Annotated in this window: 19 protein-coding genes and 1 pseudogene; 13 read left to right on the plus strand and 7 right to left on the minus strand. The window is 69.0% G+C overall.

All coding sequences use genetic code 11. The features are described 5' to 3' along the window. Positions 1-64 precede the first annotated feature (64 nt). On the minus strand, positions 65-499 hold the full coding sequence (locus tag OG509_RS33770) for a CBS domain-containing protein (protein WP_008734963.1): 435 nt from the start codon (positions 497-499) through the stop codon (positions 65-67). A 53-nt stretch (positions 500-552) separates the two neighbouring features. Further along, positions 553-753 (minus strand): hypothetical protein, encoded by a 201-nt coding sequence (locus OG509_RS33775; RefSeq protein ID WP_406186379.1) that lies wholly within the window; start codon positions 751-753, stop codon positions 553-555. A gap of 587 nt (positions 754-1,340) precedes the next feature. Here OG509_RS33775 and OG509_RS33780 point away from each other — a divergent pair. The 3 genes from OG509_RS33780 (at position 1,341) to OG509_RS33790 (ending at position 4,444) form a co-directional block, all read left to right on the plus strand. Then, positions 1,341-1,760, plus strand: coding sequence for a CBS domain-containing protein (locus OG509_RS33780; protein WP_229334671.1), 420 nt, complete (start codon positions 1,341-1,343; stop codon positions 1,758-1,760). A gap of 948 nt (positions 1,761-2,708) precedes the next feature. Beyond that, a complete protein-coding gene (locus OG509_RS33785; protein ID WP_406186380.1) occupies positions 2,709-3,626 on the plus strand; it encodes an ABC transporter ATP-binding protein in 918 nt (305 codons plus the stop codon). Positions 3,627-3,673: 47 nt separating this feature from the next. Then, entirely contained in the window at positions 3,674-4,444 is a 771-nt protein-coding gene (locus OG509_RS33790) for an ABC transporter permease subunit (RefSeq protein WP_406186381.1), read from the plus strand. Between the two features lie 65 nt (positions 4,445-4,509). On the opposite strand, the pseudogene OG509_RS33795 reads toward OG509_RS33790, so the two are convergent. From OG509_RS33795 to OG509_RS33805, 3 genes and pseudogenes are all read right to left on the minus strand, one after another. Further along, positions 4,510-5,133: pseudogene (locus OG509_RS33795) on the minus strand (transposase family protein); the annotation flags it as partial. 77 nt (positions 5,134-5,210) lie between these two features. Next, on the minus strand, positions 5,211-5,936 hold the full coding sequence (locus tag OG509_RS33800) for a hypothetical protein (protein WP_406186382.1): 726 nt from the start codon (positions 5,934-5,936) through the stop codon (positions 5,211-5,213). Between the two features lie 173 nt (positions 5,937-6,109). After that, positions 6,110-6,778, minus strand: coding sequence for a CBS domain-containing protein (locus OG509_RS33805; RefSeq protein WP_373914497.1), 669 nt, complete (start codon positions 6,776-6,778; stop codon positions 6,110-6,112). On the opposite strand from OG509_RS33805, the gene OG509_RS33810 reads away from it, so the two are divergent. Further along, positions 6,777-7,010, plus strand: coding sequence for a hypothetical protein (locus OG509_RS33810; RefSeq protein WP_406186383.1), 234 nt, complete (start codon positions 6,777-6,779; stop codon positions 7,008-7,010). The two genes, OG509_RS33805 and OG509_RS33810, sit on opposite strands and share 2 nt — an antisense overlap. Before the next feature lie 345 nt (positions 7,011-7,355). On the opposite strand, the gene OG509_RS33815 is transcribed toward OG509_RS33810, so the two are convergent. After that, positions 7,356-8,783: an MBL fold metallo-hydrolase RNA specificity domain-containing protein gene (locus tag OG509_RS33815; protein WP_406186384.1), complete on the minus strand. Its 1,428-nt coding sequence runs from the start codon at positions 8,781-8,783 to the stop codon at positions 7,356-7,358. A gap of 178 nt (positions 8,784-8,961) precedes the next feature. On the opposite strand from OG509_RS33815, the gene OG509_RS33820 reads away from it, so the two are divergent. The 5 genes from OG509_RS33820 (at position 8,962) to OG509_RS33840 (ending at position 15,511) form a co-directional block, all read left to right on the plus strand. Then, positions 8,962-10,050, plus strand: coding sequence for a zinc-dependent alcohol dehydrogenase family protein (locus OG509_RS33820; RefSeq protein WP_406186385.1), 1,089 nt, complete (start codon positions 8,962-8,964; stop codon positions 10,048-10,050). After that, positions 10,050-10,736, plus strand: coding sequence for a helix-turn-helix domain-containing protein (locus OG509_RS33825; RefSeq protein WP_406186386.1), 687 nt, complete (start codon positions 10,050-10,052; stop codon positions 10,734-10,736). Before OG509_RS33820 ends, OG509_RS33825 begins: the two co-directional genes overlap by 1 nt. After that, a complete protein-coding gene (locus OG509_RS33830; RefSeq protein ID WP_406186387.1) occupies positions 10,733-11,485 on the plus strand; it encodes an HAD family hydrolase in 753 nt (250 codons plus the stop codon). Before OG509_RS33825 ends, OG509_RS33830 begins: the two co-directional genes overlap by 4 nt. Next, positions 11,482-13,884 (plus strand): glycoside hydrolase family 65 protein, encoded by a 2,403-nt coding sequence (locus tag OG509_RS33835; RefSeq protein ID WP_406186388.1) that lies wholly within the window; start codon positions 11,482-11,484, stop codon positions 13,882-13,884. The genes OG509_RS33830 and OG509_RS33835 overlap by 4 nt, the downstream gene beginning before the upstream one ends. A gap of 145 nt (positions 13,885-14,029) precedes the next feature. Next, positions 14,030-15,511, plus strand: coding sequence for an ATP-binding protein (locus OG509_RS33840; RefSeq protein WP_406186389.1), 1,482 nt, complete (start codon positions 14,030-14,032; stop codon positions 15,509-15,511). Here the strand turns inward: OG509_RS33840 and OG509_RS33845 are convergent. Further along, positions 15,477-16,832 carry a nicotinate phosphoribosyltransferase gene (locus OG509_RS33845; RefSeq protein WP_406186390.1) on the minus strand — a complete coding sequence of 452 codons (1,356 nt, stop codon included), beginning with the start codon at positions 16,830-16,832 and terminating at the stop codon, positions 15,477-15,479. The two genes, OG509_RS33840 and OG509_RS33845, sit on opposite strands and share 35 nt — an antisense overlap. A 480-nt stretch (positions 16,833-17,312) precedes the next feature. On the opposite strand from OG509_RS33845, the gene ppsA reads away from it, so the two are divergent. The 4 genes from ppsA to OG509_RS33865 all read left to right on the plus strand — a co-directional run bounded on the left by ppsA (position 17,313) and on the right by OG509_RS33865 (position 23,664). Beyond that, positions 17,313-19,754 carry a phosphoenolpyruvate synthase gene (gene ppsA / locus OG509_RS33850; protein ID WP_406186391.1) on the plus strand — a complete coding sequence of 814 codons (2,442 nt, stop codon included), beginning with the start codon at positions 17,313-17,315 and terminating at the stop codon, positions 19,752-19,754. A 74-nt stretch (positions 19,755-19,828) separates the two neighbouring features. Beyond that, on the plus strand, positions 19,829-20,332 hold the full coding sequence (locus OG509_RS33855) for a flavodoxin domain-containing protein (RefSeq protein WP_406186392.1): 504 nt from the start codon (positions 19,829-19,831) through the stop codon (positions 20,330-20,332). Between the two features lie 34 nt (positions 20,333-20,366). Continuing rightward, positions 20,367-20,990, plus strand: coding sequence for a hypothetical protein (locus OG509_RS33860; RefSeq protein ID WP_406186393.1), 624 nt, complete (start codon positions 20,367-20,369; stop codon positions 20,988-20,990). Then, complete coding sequence (locus OG509_RS33865) at positions 20,983-23,664, plus strand: cation-translocating P-type ATPase (protein WP_406186394.1); 2,682 nt, start codon at positions 20,983-20,985, stop codon at positions 23,662-23,664. Before OG509_RS33860 ends, OG509_RS33865 begins: the two co-directional genes overlap by 8 nt. Positions 23,665-23,672 lie beyond the last annotated feature (8 nt).

Here is a 23,672-nt window from a genome sequence, read left to right on the forward strand (position 1 = left end):
GATCCGTCGCAGGCATCGTTCTCCGCGGCCGGGACAAGGCGTGTGTGGGGGCGAAGGCACACGTTCAGGAGGGCGGCCCGGGTGGTTCCTCAAGGACGCTCCACGCGACGGGACCGAGTAGGTCCGCCACCCGTTGGAAGACGTCCATCAGCAGGTCATCCACGGTCAGCATGCCCACCACCTGGCTTCCGTCCAGCACGGGCAGGCGGCGGACCCCGGTTCTCCGGAAGGTCCGGTACGCCTCGTGGATGTCGTCGGTCGCATTCACGGTGACGACTGGGGATGTCATCACCGCATCCACCGCCTCGCCCATGTCCAGGCCCCCGGCCAGCGCGCGCAGGGCCAGGTCACGGTCGGTGACGATACCCCGAAGCGCCCCACCTTCCGTGACCACCACGGAACCGATCCCGTACTCGCCCATCTGCCGGGCCACCTCACCGACCGGTGTCCGCGGAGGAATCGTCACTGCTGGTGCGCTCATTCGATCGGATACGTTCATCGTTCAGCTGCTCCCTGAAGCCTGCAGCCCATGGGGCAGCAGGAGGCTGGAGTTCATGCTGCGGCTTCGGTGTCCACGGGCAGTTCGGACAGCCGCCCTTCCAGCATGCCGTCGGTCAGCCGCACGGCGCGATGGCCAAGGGCGTTGAGGAGCCGAACGGCGTCGTGTGGCAGGACGCAGTACTCGCTGCGGCAGTAGGCGACGACTTCGGAGCTGGGCGGCAGTTCCGCCTGGCCCGACGTGGCAGCGGGCACCCGTCCGGGTGAGAGAACCACGGCTGATCGGCGGGTGCGCAAGCGGTCACGGCCCTGCTCTCCCGAAGCTGCCGCGAAGTGCAATGTAACTCAGCGTGTCATGATGGCCTTGGCCTCGGACTTCCAGCGTCGCCACCCGGAGTTCTCCCGCTGGGACTGCGCCATCGCCGCGAAGCGCAGCGCGCGGCGTGAACGTTGAGTACGCGTATCCGCTTCGGAGGTCGTGGGTGGGGTGCTGCGCCGCCCGGGCCGGCCCGGCAGCAAACCGACAGGCACTACCTCGATGCCAGCCCCGTGTATCCGGCCGGGGGCGGTGCCGAAGCCACCCATGTGGCCGCAGGCTTTCACTGGTGGCCCGAGTTGACAGTCATCACCTCTCGTTTAGGCCGAATGGCCCCCTCAAGGGACCCGATGGTCTCAAGACCGTTCTCCAGGCCAGGCGCAGATTGGAGGAGTCCCTGTCGGGCGCTCGAGCCCAGGGCAGATGAATCGAGGAGGGGGGAACTTAGGCACAGCGTGTTCCCGGACCCTCAGAAAGGTCACTCGGAGTTCCGTGCTCTGTCACCACAACCAACCAGGAGGCGGCCGTGACGACCGCGCGAGAGATCATGCACGAGGGCGCGTCCTGCGTCCGCGAGGAGGAGACGCTCATGGACGCGGCACGCCGCATGAGCGAACTGGGAGTGGGAGCACTCCCGATCTGTGGGCCGGATGACCGGCTGCACGGCATCATCACCGACCGTGACATCGTGATCAAGTGCCTGGCCAAGGGCAAGGACCCGCACCACATGACGGCAGGCATGCTGGCCGAGGGCAAGCCGTTCACGGTCGCCGCGGACGCAGACAGCGGGCAGGTCCTGCACATCATGCAAGAGCACCGTGTCCGACGACTGCCCGTCATCGAAGACCACCGGCTCGTCGGCATGATCAGCGAAGCCGACCTGGCACGCCATCTGTCAGAAGACCAGGTTGGGCACTTCGTCGAAGCCGTCTGCGCCGTCCCTTGAAGCCCTGTGAGGGCGGGTAAGGGATCTGGGGCCCGGCCGGATGGCCGCTCACGTGCTACGCCGGGCGGCCCACCGGCGGACCCCGGAACTGCCGATAGGGGGAGAGCGTGACGGCGCGTGCGACTCCACTCGGGGAACTCGTGGCAGCTCCCCATGAACCGGTCTTTCGTGGTCCGAGCGGCAGGCTGCCGACGCGCACGACGCCGACGCCTCCTCCCCGGGATCAGGGGAGGGCCCAACCCGGACTGCGTCCCATACACACCATCCGGGTGCCTGATCTCTTCGGCTGATCCGGGCCTCTGCGATAAGCCGAGTGCCATACCCGGCTCCGTCTGTTTCGGAAGGACTCAGGAGGTCGAGCCACCGGCCCCTGTTGCGTGAGCAGAGTCCTGACCTGTTCATCACCGGGCTGAGAGACATCCTCGTACCACTCGCCCACGGGCGGCGAGGGCATGTAGCGCCGACAGTCACAGCAGGTCGTCGGCCTCGCGTCGGAGACGTGCGAGTGACTGGGGCATGGCCACGGGATGGTCGGCCCAACGCGTGAGACGCCCCTGGGCCCGTGCTGCGCGGCAAGCTACGGCCGTCGCTCCGTGGCTGTGCCGTCGTACAAGGCATGGCACCGCTTGCAGCGACGCTGTTCCGTCTGGGGAAGCCGGAGCCCGCGCGGACACCCAGCCCCCGCTCCACGGTGTCGACATGGTGTCCGCCGATCACGGCGAAACACGCCGTTGCCGAGCACCCGCGCACATGCCGGAGGCCGCGCGTAGTGGCCAGGTTGGCAAAGTACATCGCGGGCCCGAGGGCTGACTGGGGAGGCCGACGCGTTCGGCGACCGCCGGTGCCCAGGTCCGTCGTAAGCGCAGGAGCTGAGCGTCCTCCTTGCCGCCGGCTTCCGGAACCGTGGTTCGTGGGGCGGGGGCTTGAGGGCGGCGACAGACTGTTTCCATGGGCACTGGGTATGCCATCGAGCTGAGCGGGCTGACCAAGATGTACGGGGTTGTGGTCGGTGTGGAGGGGCTGACGCTCAATGTGCGGGCCGGGGAGGTCTTCGGATTTCTCGGGCCGAACGGGGCCGGCAAGACGACCACCTTGCGGTGCTTGACGGGGCTGCTGCGGCCGACTTCGGGCCGGGCGCTGATGCTGGGGCTGGACCCCATAGCTGATCACCGGCGGGTGGCACCGGAGGTCGGATACCTGCCAGGTGAGCTACGGCTGTATCCGGAGCTCACGGGCGAGCAGACCCTGGATCTGCTCTCCGCCCTGCAGGGTGTGCCGTCGCGGCGCCGCGGGGAGCTGTGCGAGCGGCTGGGGCTCGACTCGGCGATCTTGCGGCGGACGGTGGGCGAGTACTCGCGGGGCATGAAGCAGAAGATCGGCCTCGTCCAAGCGTTGCAGCACGATCCGCAGCTCGTGGTGCTGGACGAGCCCACCGAGGGACTGGATCCCTTGGTGCAGAAGACGTTCTTCGAGCTGATGAGGGAGGCCGCGGCCGGCGGCCGGACGGTGCTGCTGTCCAGCCATGTGCTGCCCGAGGTGCAACGGGCCTGCGGGCGCGTCGCGATCGTACGGGACGGGCGCTTGGTGACCGTGGAGAGCGTGGCGGCGCTCCGTGAGGCCCGGGCTCGCAGGATCCGTCTCACCTTCGGCGACGGGGCGGGGCCTCGGCCCTTGGGGCTCGCGGATCAGTGGTCGCCGCAGTGGGCGGGCGACCGGGTGGAGCTGCTCGTGCCGCCGAGCGAGGTGGTGGCCGCGCTGAGGGGCCTGCTGGCTTTGGCAGTGGCCGACGTGACCGTGGAGGAGGCGGGCCTTGACGAGGCGTTCTTGGACCTTTATCGGAACGGGGAAGCGGGAGAGGAGCTGTGAAATCCCGATGGCCGTTGTTGTGGCTGGCGCTCCACCGGCGTCGGCGGATGCTGGTCGCCCTGATGATCGGGATGGCCGTCTTCGAGGCACTGATCGTCGTCGTGGCGAACACGATTCCGCCGGGCCAGCTGTTCTCCGGGAGGGGGAAGGGGACGCCGTCGGCCTTCCGGGCGTTCAGCGGGTCCACCGGGGATGTGTCGATCGCGAGCTACCCGGGGCTGTTGGGGGCCGGCCTGGTGCATCCGTTCTGGATCGCCATGCAGCTGACGGCGATCGGCGCCCTTGCGGCGGCGGCCGTGGCCGCCGACGTGGAGTCGGGGACGATCGAGCTGCTCATCGTTCGCCCGGTGTCCCGCAATCGCCTTTTGGCCGAGCGTACGGTCGCGCTGGGGCTGGCCGCGCTGGCTCTGAACGCGGCGGCCACGCTGACGGTGGCGACGGGGGTGGCTCTGTCGCCGGACATCCATCGGGACGTGCCGCTCAGCGGAGTGTTCGCCGCCGGGGTGATGGGGTGCGGGTTTGCGTTGTGCCTGATGGGGCCGGCCCTGGCTGTATCCGCGTGGGGGCGCAGGCGGGCCCAGGTGATCGGGGCGACCATCGCGATCGGGGCCGTGGGTTTCGCGGTGGACTTCATTGCCCTGGCGTGGTCGAAGGCGGCGCCGCTCCGCTTCATCAGCCCGTTCCACTACTACACGCCGGGTGACGCACTTGCCCAGGGACACGTGCTGTGGCCGCAGTTGGGGGTACTCGTCGGCGTCGGAGTGCTGGGACTCGTTGCGGCACACGCCTTGCTGATGAGGCGGGATCTGTCCCCCTGAGGACTGTCCCGTGGACGATCACCGTGCTCGTGGCAGGGTGGCTGGTTGCCTCGTGGCTCCGTCTGTCCGGCAAGGGCGGGGTGGTGCAGCCGGGCGTGCCGAGCGTGGCGTGGTGGCCCCCGCGCCTTTCAGGTGACAATCACGCAGGATCTTCCAGCACTTCATCCGGGCGAAGACGTACTCCAGGCAGCTGCGGACTTGGCGGTGGGAAGCGTTGTGCTCTTCGTTCCAGGCTGGCAGTTCGGCCTGTCCGGGCTCTGCAGGATTACCAGCCCTGTGCTCGATGGCCACACCCGACGACCACGACGAGCGGGGTGTCCGCGTCGATGACGACCTGGTGGATGGTGGGGTATCGGCGGTTCTTCGACTGCTCGGCCAGGTCGTGATCGCGGGTGGCCAGCAAGGTGCCGTCCACGGTCAGCACGGCGTCCTTGCGGCCTGCAGTGCCCGATTGCGGCCCAAGGTCGTTGATGATCCGATCGGCCGCGGCTTCGAGATCCCGAAGAGCGGGCCGAGCTGACGCGGCCTCTGATTCGTACGCCAGTGAGCCATGACCACCAGCAGTCGGTCTTCTGCGTCGAGGTTTCAGCGCCGGTCGAGGCGTGTGCACCCTCCCGCCGCAGTGCGGCAACCAGCTTGCTGAAACAGCGCGGGCTCAGCCCGCTTAACGGGACTGTCCAGGACGGCACCGTAGCACCGTAGCCATGAGCACACCTGCAACATGGAGATCATTTTGCGAGGTCGGATCCCTCCTGCGGCTGCTGCCCTATTCGGATTGCAACTCGCGAACCCGGGCACGGAACATGCGCCAGCGCCTCTCGTTCTCATGCACAAGCGTCGCTGACTCCGCCATCAGGTCGGCTGCCCGGTCGAACAACTCAGAAGCCGAATAGAGGTAGTCAGGGGCCTTCCGCTCGCCTCGCAGGTCGGCCCGGAGCGCCGCCGGAGAGAAGTCGACCCCGGCCAGCAGGTCAAGGGCGCGGCGCAACAGCCGTGCGACCAGAGCCTGCAGTCCCGCCGACTGCCAGTCATTGGCGATGATCCGGTGCCGCTCCCCCAACAGGTCGGCAAGCGCCGGGTAGGCTGCCAGGCTTCCCGCGATCTCCCACGCCTGCTCCATCGCGTGGGCCAGCCAGGCGCCGCCCCGCTCGGTGTCTTCGGCAAGCATGCCGACTTCCCTCTTCAATTTTCGGAGTTCGGCGGGCTCGTCCTCCCCTTCCATGAAGAGGATCCCCGACTCCGCTACGAGCCCCGGTGCATTCAGGTCCTCCGGGCCGGCGAACGCAATCGTCGAAGTTTGCTCACCAGCTTCGACGTCGCTCCACCAGTCAGCCAGTGACTTCAACGCCCGAGATCGCGCCTGTAGCTCTCCGGCCTGCCGCAGTGGGGCCTGTGAGTAGTACTTCTCATGCTCTCGATGGAACCGCGCGAGGTTGTCGATCACCTGGAGCAGTGAGTCTGGAGGGGTGTGGTGCGCCTCGTCCTCAGGCATGCCAGCAGTGTGCACGAAGCCTCACGCGCACGATGCCGGGGCACGCCCATCAGAGCAATCACCAGCTCGGTCGGCCGGAGGAGGCATTGACGTGCCCCGCTCCTTACTCGTTTTCGCTGGCTGGGGGACCGCCGATAGGGCCCGTCACGCACTCGCAGATCACGTGTAGCCCGTTAGCCTCCGTCATCCAGGTCGGAGGCGAGCGCTTCCAGGCGATTGCGCACGTTCACGACTCCCTCGACGGCTTGGGCGAGGCGTGTGGCCAAGGGGATGCGGTGTGCGTCGCGTACCTGGCCGGAGAGTGTGACGATTCCTTGCGTGACATCGACCTTGACGGTCTTACGCGAGACGGGGAAGAGCTGCTCGACGACCTCGTGGCTGATCTCGGCGGCGAGTGCATCGTCGGAACGCAGGAAGACCTTGAGGAGGTCGGCGCGGCTGACGATGCCCTTGAGGGTGCCGTCGGCGTCGACGACCGGGAGGCGCTTGATGTGCCGCTCGGCCATGAGGCGGGCGACCTGGGGAAGGGTCGCGTTGGGGTGCACCGTGACGGCAGGGGTCGTCATAAGGTCTGCGGCACACGTGGAGCCGGCCTTCGAGGTGTCGGCGAGACGACGCATGTGCTCGATCATGCCGGGGCGGTGTTCGTGGAACTCCTCTTTCGGCAGGAGGTCGGCTTCCGAGACGACGCCGACCACCCGTCCCTCACCTTCGACGACGGGGAGGGCAGTGACCTTCCACCGCTCGATGGCGGTGACGATTTCCTTGAACTCAGCCGTGGGAGTGACTGCCACGACCTTGTGGGTCATGACGTCGGCGACGGTGTACGGGGTGGAGGTCATGGCATGTTCCTCAGCGGGCGTGGGCGAGCGGCTGACCGCTGCCATGAGGGGCGAACAGGTCGAGGATCCGCGTGCGGGCGGAGGAGAGGCGCTGCGCTATCACGGCCGCGACGGCGATCGAGGCGGCGCGTCCTACCGCGGAGTCCTCCTTGCAGAGCTCACGTACGGCGGTGGCGTCGATTTCGAGGCCCGGACCGGGTGGGTGGCGGTGGCGCCGCGGTGCCAGACGTAGGGCGGGACCATCCAGGACCAGCCGAGCAGCTCCCAGGAGGCCAGGGTATCGACAACCGTGGCCCTGTGCCCGGGAACGTGCATGCCGAGGTCGACAGTGCCGTTCTCGATGATCCAGAACCGGTCGGCGCGCCGCCGCTCCTCGACCGTGCGGGTCCTGCCGGGAAAGCCACCCGGCGGGAGCGAGCGAGCAGGGACTCGCGTGCCTTGGGTGCTATGTCGTTCAGCAAGGTCCTCATGGTGCCCATGGTGGTGTGCCTCCAACCCTTCCCCCCAGAGGCTCGCGCCCGGCTCAGGGGCTTCGGGAGGGCCTCGCGGTACCTAACGTAGGGCCGTGCGGCTCAGGTCAGCGGACCAGGACAGCTTCCCCGGACTTGGGTACGACGGCCGTCCAGCCGAGCTCGCGGTCGATGCGGTCCCGGAGTGTCTCGGATGCGCTTTCCTCGCCGTGGACGAGGTAGGTGGTGTGGGGTGCGGGGGCGCCGCGCAGCCAGTCGATGATCTGGCCGGCGTCGGCGTGGGCCGAGAAGTGCGGTACATCGGCGATCTCGGCTCGTACGGGGAGGTACTCGCCGAACATCTTGAGGGTGCGGGCGCCGTCCACGAGGTCGCGGGCCCGGGTGCCCGCCGCGGCGAACCCGACGATGACCACGGCGCTCCGTGGGTCGGGGAGAACCCTGCTCAGGTGGTGCAGGACGCGCCCGCCCGTCGCCATCCCGGCGGAGGAGACGATGACGACCGGGCCCTCGGCGTTGTTGATGTCGATGGACTCCTGCACCGTGCGGGCAGCAAGGAAGGGATCCGGGCTGATCGCCTGGTCGCCCTGGGCCAGGGCCTCCGGCCGCAGCTCGGGGGAGTGGGAACGAAGGGCGTCGCGGTAGACGTCGAGAGCGGCCAGGGCCATGGGGCTGTCCACGTATACCGGCACGTGGTGGGGCAGGACACCGTCCCGGCGCAGTCCGGCGAGTTCGTGCAGTACGACCTCGGTGCGGTCGATCGCGAAGGCCGGGATCACGACGGTTCCACCCCGGGAGAGGGTTCGGGTGATCACAGAGGCGAACTCCCGCTGAGCCGTCTCGTGATCATGGCGCCGGTCTCCGTAGGTGGACTCCATCAACAGCACGTCCGAGCCTGTGAACGGCTCCGGAGGGAGGAGCAGGGGGTGGCCGGGGCGGCCGAGGTCGCCGCTGACGGCGAGCGTGTGCCCGTCCTCCAGCGTGAGGTGGACCCAGGCGGAGCCGAGGATGTGGCCGCCGTGGTGCAGTTTCAGCTTCGTTCCCGCCATGATCTCGACCTCTTCGCCCACCGGCACGGGGTCGAAGTACTTGACCGTCTGGTCCACGTCGTTGTCGTCGTAGAGCGGAGCGGCGGGCCGGTGCTTGGACCAGCCGTGTTTGTTGGCGTGCTGGGCGGCTTCCATCTGCAGTTTCGCGCTGTCACGGAGGACGATTTCGGCGAGGCGGGCGGTGTGCGCACTGGTCAGGATCGGCCCGCGGAAGCCGTGCCGGACCAGCCGGGGCAGGTAGCCGCAGTGGTCCAGGTGGGCATGCGTGATGACCACGGCGTGGATGTCGGAGGCGTCGCACGCCAGCTTCTCCCAGTTGCGCCGTCGCAGGTCCGCGAAACCCTGGAAGAGGCCGCAGTCGACGAGGATGCGGGCGTGGTCGCTCTCGACCAGGAACTTGCTGCCGGTCACGGTCCGCACGCCTCCCAGGAAGCGGAGCAGAGCCGGGCGGGAGGACGAGGGCACGGTTGTCGGGGCTGTCTCGGCCATGGCGGCAGCCCTCCTTCCGAGGCGGATACCGGCCTTCACCATCGCATTTGCCGCATGGGGCGGAGAGGGGGCCGACAGGGGCAGGACAGGGACCGACCGGCCCATGCGGCGAAGCAGCTGTCGGGGTCAGCCTGGCGATGTCCCCCTTCGGACGAGACAGAGGAAGAAGGGCGATGTCATGAAGGCACTCGTCTTCCACGGCCCGGGACAGACCGCCTGGCAGGACGTGCCCGATCCGAGCATCAAGGACGCCGCCGACGCGATCGTCCGCATCGACGCGGTAACCATCTGTGGTACCGACCTGCACATCATCAAGAGCGACGTGCCCGAGGTGACCCCGGGCCGCGTACTGGGCCACGAGGCCGTCGGGACCGTGGTGGAGACCGGCGCCGACGTCCGCACCGTCCGGCCCGGGGACCGGGTCCTCATCTCCTGCATCTCCTCGTGCGGCCGGTGCCGCTTCTGCCGCGAGGGCCACTACGGACAGTGCCGCGGAGGCGGAGGCTGGGTCCTCGGCCACACCATCGACGGCACGCAGGCCGAGTACGTCCGCGTTCCGTTCGCAGACCTCTCCGTGCTCCCGCTCCCGAGCGCGGTGGACAGCCGCGACGCGGTCCTGCTGGCGGACATCTTCCCCACCTCGTACGCGGTCGGCGTGCTCAACGGAAACGTGCGGCCGGGCGACACGGTCGTGGTGGTCGGAGCGGGCCCGATCGGCCTTGCGGCCATCGCCACCGCCGGCCTTTACAGCCCCGGACGGATCGTCGCCGTCGACCTTGCGGACTCGCGGCTGGCCGCCGCCCGCGCACTCGGCGCGGACACCACCGCCAGCGCGACCGAGGAACCCGAACAGCTGGTCGCCGACCTCACCGACGGGCTCGGCGCCGACGTGGTCATCGAAGCCGTCGGCGTCCCGGAAGCCTTCGAGATGTGTACCCGCATGGTGCGTCCCTGCGGCCGCGTCGCGAATATCGGCGTGCACGGCAAGCCCGCCACCCTGCACCTCGAAGACCTGTGGATCAAGGACATCACCATCACCACAGGGCTGGTCGACACCTACTCCACGCCGATGCTGCTCCGCATGATGGCGGCCGGCCGCCTCCCCGCAAGCGCGCTGGTCACCCACCGCTTCGAGCTGGGACAGATGGAAGAGGCGTACGACGTGTTCGCACGCGCCGGTGACACGGGTGCACTGAAAGTAGTGCTGGGCAGCCCCCGGCACGACGTGGTTGCCGAGGCGGCTCAGCGCGAAGTCGAGAGGACGTGATGGTCGTGAGCAGGAACAAGTCCGGACCCGCCTCCACTGAGGTGCCCGCCGGTCGTACCGACCTGGGGCGCCGGATCGCCGCGCGCCGCCAGGAACTCGGCCTCACCCGGGAGCAGGTGGGCAAGCGCTGCGGGGCCGACGCCACGTACGTCGCCTACCTGGAAGAACACGCTGCGGCCCCCGCCATCGGCTCCCTCGCCCGCATCGCCGACGCTCTGGGAACGACCGTGGCGGAACTGACCGGCGCGACCACCGAGTATCCGCCCGGGCGGGGCACCGCTCTGCGGGACGCGGAACTGATCACGCTCACCGACGCCGAGTGCCGACGTCTGCTGTCCACCCACGGCGTCGGCAGGGTCGCGGTCTTCACTCCCGAGGGACCTGCGATTTTCCCCGTGAACTACGTGGTGGCCGGCAACGAGATCGCGTTCCGCACGTCCGAAGGCGCGGTTCTCGCGAGGGCCGCAGGTACGGAGGTGGCCTTCGAGGTCGACCACATCGACGACGCCATGAAACAAGGCTGGAGTGTCATGGCCGTGGGCGAGGCCGAGGGCGTCATCGATGCGGCGGGCAAGCAGCGTCTCGATGCCGTTGCGCGCTCGATGCCCTGGGCAGGGAGCGAGCGCACCCACTGGATGAAGATCACACCGATCCGGATCACCGGACGCCGCGTGGTGGACCCGTGAGCGCACTCCGCGCGGTCATCTTCGACACCGACGGGGTGCTGCTTGACTCGGCGGCGCTCCACGCTGCCGCCTGGAAGACGGCATTCGACGGCTGCCTGGACACCTGGGCATCGGATGGTGAGAGGCAGCCGCCCTTCGACGCCGAACGGGAGTACCGCGGCCTGGTCGACGGCAAGCCTCGCCATGACGGTGCGCTGGCCTTCCTGACAGCCCGCCGGATCGCACTGCCGGAGGGTGCCCCCGACGATCCACCTGGCTGCGGCACCGTGTGGGCGGTCGCCGCCAGGAAGGAACACGCGTTCATGGAAACGCTGCGGACCCGCCCCGTCGAGCCCTTCGATGACGTCAGGCCCGCGCTCAGCAGGCTCAGGAACCAGACCGTGCGGTGCGCGGCCGTATCGGCTTCGCGTCATGCCCGCCCCCTGCTGGAATCCGCGGGCCTGGCCGGCCTCTTCGACGCTCTGGTGGACGGGGTCGACGCCGACCGGCTCGGTCTCGTCGGCAAACCGGATCCCGCGCTTTTCCTCGAAGCCGCTGACCGGCTGGGCATCGCCCCCGCCCGCTCGGCCGTCGTCGAAGACGCGCTCGCCGGGGTGGAAGCAGGACGTCTCGGTCACTTCGGCCTGGTCGTAGGCATCAGTCGGACCCGTGCCCTTGAGGCCGAAGTGCAATTGCGCGCTCATGGCGCGGATGTGGTGTTCCCCGGCCTCACCGCCGTGGCGGAGAGAGTGTGCGGAGCAGTACCGTGAACACCTCGTGGACTTGGGCTTTCAACGACTACGACCCGAAGAAGGAGCGTCTGGTCGAAGCCCTGTGCGCACTCGGCAACGGCAGATTCGCCACCCGGGGAGCCGCGTCCGAGGCCGGCGCCGACACCATCCACTACCCCGGAACGTATGCGGCCGGCTGCTACAACCGGCTCTCCTCGAAAGTCGCGGGCAAGAAAGTCGCCAACGAGGATCTGGTCAACCTGCCCGACTGGCTCCGCCTGCGCTACCGCTGCCTGCCGGACGACGGGCCGACGGGTGCCTGGCTCACTCCCGACGACCCGAGCCTGCGGCACCACAAGACCTCGCTCGACCTCCGCGGCGGCGTCCTCACCCGCCGGATGCTCTTCCAGGACGGCCACGGCCGCCGACTCGGCGTCACCCACACCCGACTGGTCCACATGGGCGACCCGTACCTCGCCGCCCAGCGGACCACCTTCCGCGCGTACGGCTGGAGCGGAACGATCGAGGCCGAGGCGGTCCTCGACGGCAACGTCACCAACGCGGGCGTCGAGCGCTATCGAGACCTGGACGGGCACCACCTCACCGGCCACCGCGCCGGAGTCGGCGCGGACGGTGTCGCCTGGCTGTCCTGCCGCACCAGTGCCTCCCGGATCGGCATCGGTGTCGCCGTCAGGACGACGTCCCGGCCCATTGTCGCGGCGGCCATGAGCTGTACACAGGCCGCCACGACCCAGACGTTCAGGCTGCCGATCTCCCGCAATCGTTCCGCAACCGTCGTCAAGTCCGCAGGCCTGTACACATCCCTGGACCGCCCACAGGGCGACCCCCTCTCACGCGCCGTCGGGGCGGCGTCACACGCCGCCGCGTTCGAGGTGTTGCTCGCCTCCCATCGTGCTGCCTGGAATCGTCTCTGGAGCCAGGGTGAAGTGAAGGTACCCGGCGAGGCGGGGCGCATCCTTCGGCTCCACCTCTTCCATGTCCTCCAGACACTCTCCCCGCACACCGCGGAGATGGATGTCGGTGTGCCCGCCCGTGGCCTGCACGGTGAGGCGTACCGCGGTCACGTCTTCTGGGACGAACTCTTCGTCCTGCCCTACCTCACCCTGCACTTTCCAGAAGTGGCACGCGCTCTACTCATGTACCGTCACCGCCGGCTCCCGGCGGCCCGTACCGCCGCGCAGGGGTGCGGTCTTCGCGGTGCGATGTTCCCTTGGCAGAGCGGTAGTTCGGGCGTCGAGGAGACGCAGACGCTCCACGTCAATCCCAGATCTGGCCGGTGGCTGCCCGACCACTCGCACCTGCAGCGCCACGTCGGGTCGGCCATCGCGTGGAACGTCTGGCGCTATGGTCAGACCACTGGGGACACCGGTTTCATCGAAGGCCCCGGGGCGGAACTGCTGCTCGACATCGCCCGCTACTGGTGCTCCGTGACCACCTTCGACGCCGACCGTGAGCGCTACCGGATCCGCGGTGTGGTCGGCCCGGACGAGTACCACGACGCCTACCCCGAGGCGCCAGGGCCCGGCATCGACGACAACGCGTACACGAACGTGACCGCGGCCTGGACCCTTGCGCGGGCACGTGAGCTGCTCGACAGGCTGCCTGAAGCGCGCCGGAGAGAGCTGGTCGAGCAACTCGGCCCCGACGAGGAGACCTTGGACCGCTGGGAGGACATCTCCCGTCGGATGTACGTGCCGTTCCACACCGGCGTCGTCAGTCAGTTCGAAGGCTACGGAAGCCTGGCCGAACTGGACTGGCAGGCCTACCGGTCCCGCTACGGCGACATACGCCGGCTCGATCGCATCCTGGAAGCCGAAGGTGACATGGTCAACCGCTATCAGGCATCGAAACAGGCCGACACCCTCATGCTCGGTTACCTCTTCCGCCCCTCGGACCTACAGGCTCTCTTCGGCCGTCTCGGCTACCGGCTCGATGACGACGTTTGGCGCGCGACGGTCACGTACTACCTGAACCGCACCAGTCATGGGTCGACTCTCAGCAGCCTGGTGCACGGATGGGTCCTCGCCTGCCAGCAGGGCGCGGACGCTTGGCGGTACTGCGAGGAGGCCCTGCTTAGTGACGTGGCGGATATTCAGGGCGGAACCACCGGTGAAGGCGTCCACCTCGGCGCCATGGCCGGCACCCTCGACCTCATCGAGCGGGGTATCGCGGGGCTCGAGGCGGGCCCGGGGGGACTCCTCATCGACCCCGTCCCGCTCCGGGAGGTTCCGCGCTCCTCGTTCACCTTCTGTTATCTCGGGAACCGAGGCATCCGTGTCCAGCTCCTTCCCGGCAGGCTGGGCATCAGTGTGCCCACCTCCTCGCTGGCATCGCCGCTGCCGGTGTGCCTGGCCGGCGAACGGCTTGAGGCCGTTGCCGCGGGGGAGGAGCGATGGTTCCGACTGACTGGGGAATGACCCAGGCGGGCCCCGACGAGGTGCGCCGGAACGATGGAGGGCAGCGCGCCGCGCGCTGGACGGTCACGAGCCCGAGAATGGAGTCAGCCCTCAGCTGCTTCCGGAGGTGCATGGTGTGAATGCCGTACACGGACAGCGACCCCAGATGGCGGTCCCTGACCTCTCTGCCAAGCCGGATCGGCTCTTCGACAGGGAGGACGAATGGTCGACTCTGATCGCCTTCTCCAGCGATCCGCATGCGGGAACGAGGCTGGGCGCGGTCGTGGGTCGGCCGCGCCAAGGCAAGACACTCCTGCTTGAATCGGTGGCGAGGGTCACCGGCGGGTTCTACTTCTGTGGCCAGGAAGCCACCGAAGCCGAGTCCCTGCGGCGACTGGGCGAGGAGTACGCGCGATATCGGCAGGTCGTACCACCCAGTCACTGGCGTGATTGGAAGGAAGCCATCGACGCTCTTCTCGCACTGGGTGACTCGCGGGCACTTCCCGTCATCATCGACTCGTTTCCCGACCTCGTCGCGGCGAGCCCGGCGCTGACATCCGTCATTCACGGCGCCCTTCGCCGCCTTGAGCGCTCTCCGCAGGTGAACCGCGCGCGCCTGATCCTGGGAGGTTCGACCGCACCGGTCATGAACCGGCTGTTCGCGCCCGCTTCTTCGCTGGAGGCCGTATCCGGTCTGAAGCTCGACCTTCAGCCCCTGGACTTTCGCAAGGCAGCGCAGTTGTGGTGCATCGACGACCCGGAGTTGGCCTTCCGCGTGTACTCCGTTGTCGGCGGAACGCCGGCCTACCGGCATGACTACGTGGGCGAGGACGTCCCCGTCGACCGGAATGACTTCGATGCCTGGGTCTGCCGAACCGTCCTGAATCCGCGCACGCCGCTGTTCCGTGAAGCCCGCCACCTCGTCGATGAGGAGACCGGGCACCAGAGCCCCGGGGCTTGTCACTCCGTGCTCGCCGCCCTGGCCGCGGGCTGCGCGACCCAGGGGGAGATCGCCGCCTTCCTCGGGCAGCAGCTCTCTGATGCCGCTCGCGCCCTCGCCGTTCTCCGAGAGAACGGCCTAATTCGGTTGGAGCACGATGGACTGCGGCCGGCCGTCGTACGTCACCGGCCCACGGACCAGCTCCTGGCGTTCGAGCACGCCGTGGCGCGCCCGCGCAGGACCGCGCTGGAACAAGGCTCCGCCGAAGCGGTGTGGGAAGAGGCGCGAACCGATTTCAACTCCCTTGTCTCGGCTCCCCAGTTCGCTCAGACATGCAGGGACTGGGTGGTCCACTTCGCCTCCCCGGATTCCTTCGGCGCCGACCACCTGAGTGCGTCGTACGGCTCGCTCGGCGACCCTTTGTCGACGAGCGGGCACGAGGCCGAGGTCGTGGTCCGCAAACGGGACGGTCACAGGACCGGTGCCCTCCTGTCGGTGGGAATCGCGCGATGGCACACCGGCATGGACATCCACCATCTGCAACGACTGCACAGCATCCTCGGCGCACTCGCTGCCCAGGAAGAAGACGTCAGCAGAGTCCGCCCGGCCCTTTACAGCGCTTCGGGGTTCAGTCCCGAACTGCATGCGGCTGAAGCGCGTGACGAGGTCATGCTCATCGACCTGGAGCGCCTGTACCGGGGCGCGTAGCGAGGGCCCTTTCGAGGTGCCCCCGTACTTCGGCGGTCAGCGCCTCCAACTGCGCGGAAGCGGCCGGGACCGGCGCCTCGGGGTCCTGAATGCGGCGCGCGGCTGCCGGTAGCCCGGCGAGATCCGCCTCGAATCGTGCTCGGGCAGCGGCGAGCGAATCGGGCGGGCCCGTCCGTCGGCCGCCTCGCATCACGGTACGCAGCAGAGGCGTCGCGCCGGTCGGTGGCTCTTCGTCGTGCAGGCCGATCACATCCATGCACCCGGGTCGGCGGAACACCTGCTTGGGGGCAGGCGCGGTGACCTTCGCGGCCGACAGCTTCATCACCGGTTTCCCGTCGTATTCGACCAGCTTGTACGCCGCATCCAGGTACGGGGCGTCGGCTGCCACGCCCAGGCGGGTCCCGACCGCGAAGACATCGATCGGAGCTTGCTCGCCGATGAGCGCGGCGATGGCGTACTCGTCCAGGCCGCCGCTCGCGATGATCCGTACGTCCTCCAGCCCGGCCGTGTCGAGCAGGGCTCGTGACCGGTGCGCGAGTGCGCCGAGGTCGCCGCTGTCGAGACGGATCGCGCAGCCCGGGCCGCGGCGCAGGTCGGCCAGGACATGGGCGGCGGTCGCGACGCCACCCTCCGTGTCGTACGTGTCCACGAGGAGCGTGAGCGGGCCGGGATGGGCGCGGGCGAACGCGCGGAAGGCATCCTCTTCGCAGGCGAAGGTCTCGACGTACGAGTGCGCCATCGTGCCGGACGCGGGAATACCGAGCTGGGTGGCGGCAGCGACGTTGCTGGTGCCGGAGAATCCCACCAGAGCACCCAGCCGGGCGGCCTGCAGCCCGGCCCCGGGGCCGTGGGTGCGGCGCAGCGAGAAGTCCACCAGGGACCGTCCTTGCGCGGCGATCACGCATCGGGACGCCTTGGACGCGACCGCGGTCTGGTGGCACACCTGCGTGAGCAGGTACGTCTCGACGAGCTGGGCCTGCGGCAGCGGGGCGGTGACCTCCATCAGGGGCTCGCCGGCGAATACGAGGCGGCCCTCGGGAATTGCCCGGACGTCCCCGTCGAAGCAGAGGTCCAGCAGGGCGGCCAGCTCCTCAGGAGGCCTGTGCAGCGCGTGGGCGAAGTCCCGCACGTCATCCGCCGTGATGCGGAACCGGGAGAGGTAGTCCAGCGCCGGCTCCAGACCTGCGGCGACGAGGAAACCCCGGCCGGGCGGCAGATCCCGGACGAACAGGCTGAAGGTGGCCGGGGCACGCATACCTTCACGCAGGTATGACATCGCCATCGTCACCTCGTAGAGGTCGGTGGTCGTCGTCTCGGACATACCTCCAGCGTGACCGCGCCCGGCCGTCGCGGCATGGGCCCTTTGGGCCCTCGATTGCCCCACGCGGCCCTGTCCGTGGTACGGCCCGGCGGGTTCCCTGGAAAGAGGTTCCATCCGCCTGGACCAACCGCTCGGAGGTGTCTGGATGAGCATCTTGATCTTGGCGGCATGTCCTTCTGCTCCTGGGAGCCACGGCCTGTTGAGGCCCATGGACCGATCGGTCCCTCCCAGGTACGGCCCACTCGGCCCCCTGCTCCTGACCCCCTCGGTACTGCGGCCCGGGCACCGCGCAGCGTGATCGTGGAATTCGGACGCCGCTCAGGGCTCCCCTCCCGAAGAGGTGACGACGATGCAGCGCATTCGGATCCAGACCCGACCGAAGCAGCCTCACAAGCCCGCGCCGCTGGACCTGCGCAGCCCGTCCGGCCGCCCGCTGCCCTACTGAGCCCCTCGATCACCGCACGTACGACGGAGGACGTCATGGCAACCACTGGACGCGTCATACCGTTCGTAGAACTCGGCCGGCAGGACGTCGGTCGCGTGGGCGGCAAGAACGCCTCCCTGGGAGAGATGACCGCCCACCTGGCCTCTGCCGGTGTGCGGGTGCCTCCCGGGTTCGCCACGACCGCGGACGCGTACGGAGAGCTGCTGGGCGGCCACGGACTGCGCGGGCGGATCGAGGAACAGCTTGGGCGTCTGCACGAGGGGGCGGCGCTGGACGAGGTAGGTGCGGCGATCCGGTCGTTGATCCTGGCCGAGCCGCTACCTGAGGCGCTGCGCACCGAGATCGTCTCGGCGTACGAGCAGCTCGCCCGTGACCAGGGGCGGGAGGAACCTGAGGTCGCCGTACGCAGTAGCGCCACGGCCGAGGACCTTCCGGAGGCGAGCTTCGCGGGGCAGCAGGAGACCTACCTGAACGTCCGGGGGCCCGCCCAGCTGCTGGAGTCCTGCCACCGCTGCTACGCATCGCTCTTCACCGACCGTGCGATCGACTACCGGGAACGGATGGGTTTCGACCATCTCTCTGTCGCGCTCTCCGTCGGCATCCAGGTGATGGTCCGGTCTGACCTGGCAGGTGCGGGCGTGATGTTCACCCTCGACCCGGAGAGCGGCTTTCCCGAGGTCATCGTCGTGAGCGCGGCCTGGGGGCTGGGGGAGACCGTCGTCAGCGGTCAGGTCGATCCCGACGAGTACACGGTGTTCAAGCCGAGCATGAAGGACCCGTCTCTGGACCCGGTGATCGGCGCACGGATCGGCGCGAAACGCCAGAAGGCCGTCTACGCAGAACGTGGGCTGACCCGGACCGTCGACACGACCGGCGAGGAGCGTGCGCGGCGTGTGCTGACCGATGCGGAAGTTCGGCTCCTGGCCGACTGGGCCCAGACCGTCGAGGAGCACTACGGCTGCCCGATGGACCTGGAATGGGCCAAGGACGGACTCACCGGAGACTTGTGGATCGTGCAGGCCCGGCCCGAGACCGTGCAGTCCCGACGCCGCGCCTCCACCTTGCGCCGCTGCCGGCTGACCGCCACGCCGGGAGAGGCCCTGATCGAGGGCATCGCGGTCGGTGAGGCCATCGGCCGGGGCCCGGTCGTCGCCCTGGACTCGCCCGTCGACCTCGACCGGTTCCCGGCCGGCGGAGTGCTCGTCACAGGCATCACCGACCCGGACTGGGAACCGATCATGAAGCGGGCCTCCGCGATCGTCACCGACCACGGCGGCCGCACGTCCCATGCCGCCATCGTCAGCCGCGAACTCGGCGTCCCCGCCGTCGTCGGCACCAGCCGGGCCACCCAGGTGCTGCGCGACGGTCAGGACGTGACCGTCTCCTGCGCCGAAGGCGGCCATGGCCGGGTCTACGCGGGCCTGCTCGCGTACGAGGAGACCGAGACCGACCTCGCGGACCTGCCGGCCACCCGGACCCGGGTCATGCTGAACCTCGCCGATCCGTCCGCGGCCTTCCGCTGGTGGCGGCTGCCGGCGGACGGAGTGGGACTCGCCAGGCTGGAATTCATCGTCGCGCACCAGGTCAAGGTCCACCCGATGGCGCTCCTGCACCCCGAACGACTGGATGACCAAGACCGCTGCGCGATCGACCAGCTCACCGAGGGCTACCTCGACCGCGGCGAATACTTCGTCGACCGCCTCGCCTACGGAATAGCCCGTATCGCCGCCTCCCGGTGGCCTGCCCCTGTCGTCGTCCGCACCAGTGACTTCAAGACCAACGAGTACGCGCGCCTCCTGGGCGGGCGCCCCTTCGAACCCGTCGAAGCCAACCCGATGATCGGCTGGCGCGGCGCGAGCCGCTACTACAGCGACGGATACAGGGAAGGCTTCGCCCTCGAATGCCGAGCACTGCGCCGGGTCCGTGACGAGATGGGCCTGACGAACGTGATCATCATGATCCCCTTCTGCCGCACCCTCGAAGAGGCGGACAAGGTCCTGGAGGTCATGGCAGAACAGGGACTGCGCAGGGGCGAGAACGGGCTCAAGGTGTACGTCATGGCGGAGATCCCCGCCAACATCATCCTGGCCCAGGACTTCGCCGAGCGCTTCGACGGTTTCTCCATCGGCAGCAACGACCTCACCCAGCTCACCCTGGGCGTCGACCGCGACTCCGAAGCTCTCGCCCACATCTTCGACGAGACCAACCCCGCGGTCACCAGCAGCATCCAGATCCTTGTCCCGCGTGCCCAGTCCGTGGGTGCCACGGTCGGCCTGTGCGGCCAGCGGCCCAGCGATGACCCCGCCTTCACCGAGTTTCTGGTGAAGACCGGCATCGACTCGATCTCCGTGGCCCCGGACAGCTTCGCGGCGGTCAAGCAGCACGTGGCCGCCGCCGAACTGAAGCGATACGGCGCGGACCGAAGGGGCCCGTCCCAGCCCCGAAAGCCCCGAGTGGACCTGTCGTCCAGCGGATGAGAGGAGCACGCCATCGCCAGGGTGCGCGGCATTCCGGTGAAGCGCACCAAGAACGACGGGAACGGAGAATCGTCATGACCTCGAAGCGGGTACTGGTGGCCTACGGCACCAAGCACGGAGCGACCGCCGGCATCGCCGAGCAGATCGGTGTGACCCTCCGCGAGGACGGTCTCGACGCCGTCGTGCTCCCCGCCGACGACGTGGACGACGTACGCAGCTACGACGCTGTGGTGCTCGGAGGAGCCCTGTACGCAGGGCACTGGAGCCGCAAGGCCAAGCGCTGCGCCGAACGCAACGCCGACTACCTGAAGCACCGCCCGGTCTGGCTGTTCAGCAGCGGTCCGGTCGACAGTTCCGCAGAGCAGCACGACATCCCTCCGGTGCGGGCGGTCGCGCAGCAGATGGAGAGCCTGGGTGCACGCGAACACGTCACCTTCGGCGGCAGCATCACGTCCCACACTCCGGGTCTGATCGCCAAGTCGCTGGTCCGGCATGGCAAGGGTGGTGACTTCCGCAATCCCGAGCGGATCCAGACCTGGGCTCACCACATCAGCGCCGAGCTCGCCGCCCTCAACTGAGCGACTCGGCAAGGCGACAGCGCGGAGGCAGGACATGTTCGAGGCTCACCCGGAGAAGGGCCCGCTGCGACGGCTGCTCGGTCGCCGTTCGAACGAACTGCGGCGCGCCGCCGACCGTACCCGCAGCCGCTGGCTCGTCGCCTTCGCGTTCTCTCCTTTCATCGCCGTGCTCTGCGCGATCGCCATCGGGACGGCTGTCTGGAACACCGAAGTCCGCGCCGCCCGTGCGGAGGCCCTGCACCTGCATCAGGTGTCGGCGACGACGGTTGGTGAGGCCGACCGCGCCCTCCCCGCGAGAGTCAACAACGCTCAGATGGCGACGGCGCAGGCCGCCTGGCAGTATCCCGCCTCCCAGCGGCACACCGACACGGTCCTGGTCCCGGCCGGCACAGCCGTGGGCGGGACGGTCACGGTCTGGGTCGATGACTCCGGAAGGAAGGCGCCGGCTCCTCGCCCCTACGGCGAACTCGCCTCCACCGCCGTTGCCGCCGGGGCCGCGGCCTTCGGGGTGCTTGTTCTCTCCGCCGGGGGAGTCGTCTGGCTCAGGCTCCGCCGCGTCGAAGCGCGCAGCCTCGCTGGGTGGGACCGCGAGTGGGATCTCGTAGAGCCACGCTGGTCCGGCCGGCTGCGCCGGGAACCGGGAGCCGAAGATGACTGAGGCCACCACCACCCCTCTGCCCGCCGGTCAGGAACCGCTCCTGAGCCCGGACCCGCTGGAGCCTCTGCCGCTGCTGCGCCGTGAACTCCATACCGGCTCGAGCGGCCTCTCCACTCGGGAAGCGGGCCGACGCCTCGCCGTCTACGGTCCGAACGAAGTCCGCCGCAAGGCCCGTACGTCACTGGGACGTGAACTCGTACGGCAGCTGGTCCACCCCTTGGCCCTGCTGCTGTGGGCGGCCGCGGCGCTGGCGTTCGTCGCAGGCATTCCCGTGCTCGGGTGGGCCATCATCGCCGTGGTTCTCGTCAATGCGGCGTTCGCGCTTCTCCAGGAACGGCAGGCCGAACAGGCGGTGGAGACCCTGGCGAAGTACCTGCCCGAGCACGCCCTGGTGATCCGCGACGGCCGGCCCCTGGCGGTGGGGGCAAGAGAACTGGTGCCCGGCGATCTGGTCGTTCTCGAAGAGGGCGCCAAAGTCCCCGCCGACGCACGGCTGACCGAGGGAGGCATCGAGGTCGACCTGTCGATGCTGACAGGAGAGTCCACACCCGCCGAACGCCTCGTCGGCCCCGGACTCATCGGGGCGCCGCTGCTGCAGGAACCCAACCTCGTGTTCAGCGGCACCGTCTGCACCGGGGGCCAGGCCCAGGCGATCGTGTTCGCCACCGGAGACCACACGGAACTCGGCCGCATCGCCGCACTGAGTCAGCGCACCCGGCGCGACCCCAGCCCTCTGGAACAGCAGGTCAAGAAGGTCGCCTGGCTCATCGCCGCCGTAGCGGTCGCCATGGGCGGCGTGTTCCTGGCGGCCGGAGTCGCCGTGGGCCTGCCGCTGACGGACACCCTCATGTTCGCGATCGGGCTCCTCGTCGCCAACGTCCCCGAGGGCCTGCTGCCGACCATCACCCTCGCGCTCGCCGTCGGCGTACGCGTCCTCGCCCGCCAAGGAGCGGTGATCAAACGCCTGAGCGCCGTCGAAACGCTCGGCTCCACCAACGTCATCTGCACCGACAAGACCGGAACCCTCACCCAGAACCGCATGCGACTCCAAGCCGTGTGGACCCCGGAGCACGGAAGGGAGCCCGGCCCCTGGGACGGAGAGCTGCTGCGAACCAGCTCACTGTGCACCACCGTCACCCGCGACGAAGCCGGCGAACTCCACGGCGACCCGACGGAGACGGCCCTGGTCGAAGGCGCCGCCGCCCACGCCGCTCCCGTCGACCTCGACGGCCGTGACACCGGGCGCCGAGCCCTCTTCCGCTTCGACCCCCGACTGCGACTGATGTCCGTCCTCCAAGCCGATGGCGTGCAGGGGCTGCGCGTCATCGTCAAGGGAGCACCGGAGACGGTGTTGCAAACCCTGGAAGGCAGTTCGCAGTCCGCGGCCGCAGCGGCGGAGGAACTCGCCCACGAAGGCATGCGCGTCCTGGCCATCGCCGTCCGAACACTGCCGGCCGGTGCCGAGGTACCGACCCGTCGCCAGGACGCGGAGACCGGGCTCCGCCTGCTCGGGCTCGTCGGCCTGTACGACCCACCGCGTCCCGAAGTCGCCGCCGCCGTCCGGCGCTGCCACGAGGCAGGACTCCGCGTGCACATCGTCACCGGCGACAACGGCGCCACCGCCGCGGCCGTAGCCCGCGAAGTCGGCATCGGCCTACCTCGACTGCAAGTAGTGGCACAGTCCGAGTCGATCGGCGACCAGGAACTTGACGCACTCCTCGCATCGGCGGACGCCGAAGTGGTCTTCGCCCGCTCCTCACCCGAGACCAAGATGAAGGTGGCCGACGCCCTGCGCGCACACGGGCAGATCGTCGCCATGACCGGTGACGGGGTCAATGACGCCCCCGCCCTGCACCGGGCCCACATCGGAGTGGCGATGGGACTCTCCGGCACGGACGTGGCCCGTGAGGCGTCCACCATGGTGCTCACCGACGACAACTTCGCCACCATCGTCACCGCGATCGAATCCGGCCGCCGCGTCTACGACAACGTCCGCAAGTTCATCGTCTACATCTTCGCCCACCTCACCCCCGAGGTCGTCCCCTTCCTGGTCTTCGCGCTGTCGGCCGGCACGGTCCCGCTCCCGCTGACCGTCCTGCAGATCCTCGCCATCGACCTCGGCACCGAGACCCTCCCCGCCCTCGCCCTCGGCCGCGAACGAGCCGAGCCGGGCACCATGAGCCGCCCGCCCCGCCCGAGCTCGCAAGGAGTCATCTCCCGAGACATGCTCATCCGCAGCTGGGGCTACCTCGGTACCGTCTCCGCAGTCCTGGTCATGGGCGCGTTCTTCTACGTACTGTGGCGCGCGGGCTGGCACCCGGGCGACCCCACCGGCGCGGGCAGCCCCCTGCACCACGCGTACGTCACCGCGACCACGGCCACGTTCGCCGGCATCGTCACCTGCCAGGTCGGCACCGCCTTCGCCGCCCGCACCGACCATGCGGCCCTGCGCGACATCGGCCTGTTCACCAACCCCCTGCTCCTGGCCGGCATCGCCTTCGAGCTCGCCTTCACCGCGGCCCTCGTGTACGCGCCGCCCCTGCAAGGCCTGTTCGGTACGGCCGCCCTGCCGCTCGACGTTGTCGCCCTCATCGCCACCTTCCCCGTCCTCGTCTGGGGCACCGACGAACTGCGGCGCTGGGTCCGGCGCACCCACCAGCACACGACGCCCTGACACCCATT

The sequence above is a fragment of the Streptomyces sp. NBC_01006 genome, from assembly GCF_045162725.1.
GTDB lineage: Bacteria > Actinomycetota > Actinomycetes > Streptomycetales > Streptomycetaceae > Streptomyces.

Bases quoted from the DNA above. Each gene is read 5' to 3' on its own strand.
- OG509_RS33825 (WP_406186386.1), top strand. From the start codon at position 10,050: ATGGTCGTGAGCAGGAACAAGTCCGGACCCGCCTCCACTGAGGTGCCC.
- OG509_RS33805 (WP_373914497.1), bottom strand. From the start codon at position 6,778: ATGACCTCCACCCCGTACACCGTCGCCGACGTCATGACCCACAAGGTC.
- OG509_RS33860 (WP_406186393.1), top strand. From the start codon at position 20,367: ATGTTCGAGGCTCACCCGGAGAAGGGCCCGCTGCGACGGCTGCTCGGT.
- OG509_RS33785 (WP_406186380.1), top strand. From the start codon at position 2,709: ATGGGCACTGGGTATGCCATCGAGCTGAGCGGGCTGACCAAGATGTAC.
- OG509_RS33865 (WP_406186394.1), top strand. From the start codon at position 20,983: ATGACTGAGGCCACCACCACCCCTCTGCCCGCCGGTCAGGAACCGCTC.
- OG509_RS33855 (WP_406186392.1), top strand. From the start codon at position 19,829: ATGACCTCGAAGCGGGTACTGGTGGCCTACGGCACCAAGCACGGAGCG.
- OG509_RS33840 (WP_406186389.1), top strand. From the start codon at position 14,030: ATGGCGGTCCCTGACCTCTCTGCCAAGCCGGATCGGCTCTTCGACAGG.
- OG509_RS33770 (WP_008734963.1), bottom strand. From the start codon at position 499: ATGAACGTATCCGATCGAATGAGCGCACCAGCAGTGACGATTCCTCCG.
- ppsA (WP_406186391.1), top strand. From the start codon at position 17,313: ATGGCAACCACTGGACGCGTCATACCGTTCGTAGAACTCGGCCGGCAG.
- OG509_RS33815 (WP_406186384.1), bottom strand. From the start codon at position 8,783: ATGGCCGAGACAGCCCCGACAACCGTGCCCTCGTCCTCCCGCCCGGCT.
- OG509_RS33790 (WP_406186381.1), top strand. From the start codon at position 3,674: ATGCTGGTCGCCCTGATGATCGGGATGGCCGTCTTCGAGGCACTGATC.
- OG509_RS33845 (WP_406186390.1), bottom strand. From the start codon at position 16,832: ATGTCCGAGACGACGACCACCGACCTCTACGAGGTGACGATGGCGATG.
- OG509_RS33810 (WP_406186383.1), top strand. From the start codon at position 6,777: ATGGCATGTTCCTCAGCGGGCGTGGGCGAGCGGCTGACCGCTGCCATG.
- OG509_RS33800 (WP_406186382.1), bottom strand. From the start codon at position 5,936: ATGCCTGAGGACGAGGCGCACCACACCCCTCCAGACTCACTGCTCCAG.
- OG509_RS33820 (WP_406186385.1), top strand. From the start codon at position 8,962: ATGAAGGCACTCGTCTTCCACGGCCCGGGACAGACCGCCTGGCAGGAC.